Below are 2,437 nucleotides of genomic sequence, written 5' to 3'. Positions count from 1 at the left end.
CACCCTACTTCAACAACTTGCCACAACCCCTTGCCCCTGAGGCGTGCGAGGACCATGAGGGAAAGCAACTCGACTTGGTTCTTGCGGAACTCTGGGAAGTGCGCGGTGAAGCAGAGGGTGAGCTTAGCAAGGACGTCTGGAGACGCGTTCTGTTCTCGCGTGTCAGCCGAACTTTTTCAAGCCCCTCGGGAAACTGTCGGGTACTGAGGCTTCCGCCTTGTCCGGTCTGGGCAGCCGTACGCAGCTTGATCTGATGTTCCCAAAATTCAGCTAGGGCACTGAGTAAGCTCTTCCGGGACGTCGACGTATAGTCTCAAGTGCCGAGTCTCACATGAAACAAAGAGCGAACATATGAATTCTCCTTCGTTTACCCTGCTGGTTGCTCTCAACGCCATTTCAAAGTTTGGCGATACATTGTTGACCCTGGCGTTGCCGTTTCTGTACCTGCAGTCCACTGGTGATGCGGGTCTGGCCCTTGCGGCCTTGTCATTCAGGGCGCTCCCGTACCTGATTGCCCCGTTTCTGGGGGAACTGGCTGACCGCTTTGAGACGCGCACCGTGTACTTCTGGGCGCAGGTAGTTCAGGCGGTGTTCATCGGGCTCCTTCCGTGGGCGCTGCATCACCCGGCCTTGGGGTTGTTGCTGCTGACGTTGTCCGGTATCGGATCAGTGCTGGCCGGTCTGCTGAACTACTACAAGCTCATTCCTCGCTTGGTGCCTGCAGAGGACCTGGAGCGGGCTATTGGGGTATTCACGTCCGCGTCGGACACTGCCAAGCTCCTCGGTCCATTGGTGGGCGGGGTGCTGCTGGGGCTGCTGGGCGCTCGGATGGCCCTGTACCTTGATGCCCTGACGTTCCTGCTGTCCGCTGTGGGTGTGTCCCTCATCGTCCCTGCGTCTCAGGTGACGGCTCAAGGTGCCTCAAGTGTCTGGACGTCCCTGAAAGAAGGATTCCAGTACTTCAAGCAGTCCGCTGAAATGAAGGCGCTGGCGTTGACGATGTCCCTGGCGAATCTGGGGGTGGGGGTGCTCACCAGCATGATGGTGACGTTCTTCGCGGACGTTGAGTCGCTTCACGCCAACACCGTGGGGGCTCTGGTCGCGGCGGCCGGGGTGGCTGGTTTGTTGGGGAGCCGCTTCACCCACAGAATCCTGCCTGGGCGGCCGCTCACCGAGCGAGTCCTGTTGTGGCAGGTGGTGTCCCTGGTGGCCAGCCTTCTGCTGGTGTTGCCCTGGACGTCAATGCGGGTGCTGGGTTTTTGTGTGTTGACGTTTGCGATGTCGGCCAGCAACGTCATCACGATTGCATACCGGCAGCAGACCATTCCGGAGCGGTTGCAGGGCCGCGTCAACGCCAACATCCGGCTCTTTATTACCGGTGCGTTGCCTGTTTCAGGGTTGCTGTTCGCCTGGTTGACCCGTCAGTTCGGGTTGCCCGTCAGTCTGCTGGGCGTTCCAGTGTGCTGCCTGCTGGCCCTTGGCGCCTGGGGGTGGCATGTACGGCAGATCAATGCGTCGCGGGCGCAGGCAGACGTCCGTGTGTGATTTAAGGACGCCTTTCGAAACCCCAGGTTGGGATGGCAAGGTGGAAGATGGACAACCCTATGGTCAGGGTGCCGCGATTGCCGTGCAGATCGCTGCGGCTGCTCTGAATACACCAGCGTCCGGACACGCCGTGTTGGTCAACCGGAGCGACCGCACAGTGGTCCGAGTGGCGTCTGCCCGAGGGGCCTTCGTCGTCAAAGTGGACACGGATGGTGACGGACTCACCCGCGAGGCACAGGCGCGCGTGTACTTGCGGACCTGTGGCGTTCCCAGTCATCCCCCCACGGCCGAGCCGTCCGGTGACCCAGCGTGGCTGGGCTGCCCTGAGTGGAGGGTGAGGCGCTCAGCTCGTCCACGCCCGTGCAGGCCCAGCGGAAGGTCGGTGCCCTGCTGGCCCGGATCCATGCCCAGCCTGGAGGCCGCCCCCCACCGCAGGACCAGACCTGGGCCGAGTGGATGCTGGGGTGGCTGCGACACGCGCTGGCGTACTGGCAGGCCTCGGGTACCGCACCCGAGGCCGTGGGGGGGCACTTGAGTCGCTTCTGGCAGAGGGTCGAGCCGCTGCTGCGCGCTCGCGGTCACCAGCTGATCCTGTTCGACGGCAAACCGGAGCACCTGATCGTCACGCTAGCGGGAGAGGTGGCGCTGATCGATGTCGAAGACCTGCGTGCGGGGGACGGGCTGATGGACCTCGCGGTTCTTGCCGTTCACGAACCGAAGGTGTTCCAGGGGGTTTGGAGGGCTATTCCACCCTCTCTTCAGACCACGATGCCGTACTGTCGTTCTACCAGGTGCTTCGGGCGCTCGCCGCCGCTGAGTGGGATGAATCAAGGCTTACGGGCGAACGTCGCGATCACTTTCTTCAGCTGGCGTCGCGACACTTGCCCGACTA

2 protein-coding genes are annotated in these 2,437 nt (G+C 62.2%); both read left to right on the top strand.

All coding sequences use genetic code 11. The features are described from left to right. Positions 1-351 precede the first annotated feature (351 nt). Positions 352-1,545: an MFS transporter gene (locus GO986_RS22375; protein WP_157461739.1), complete on the top strand. Its 1,194-nt coding sequence runs from the start codon at positions 352-354 to the stop codon at positions 1,543-1,545. A gap of 327 nt (positions 1,546-1,872) precedes the next feature. Further along, positions 1,873-2,437 (top strand): aminoglycoside phosphotransferase family protein (locus GO986_RS22370; protein ID WP_157461738.1); only part of this gene is annotated, 565 nt, incomplete at its 3' end.

The sequence above is a fragment of the Deinococcus arboris genome (assembly GCF_009755355.1).
In the GTDB taxonomy this organism is placed as follows: Bacteria; Deinococcota; Deinococci; order Deinococcales; family Deinococcaceae; genus Deinococcus; species Deinococcus betulae.
This window is presented reverse-complemented; position numbering and strand designations above follow the sequence as displayed.

Coding starts and splice junctions, on each gene's coding strand:
- GO986_RS22375 (WP_157461739.1), top strand. CDS start 352: ATGAATTCTCCTTCGTTTACCCTGCTGGTTGCTCTCAACGCCATTTCA.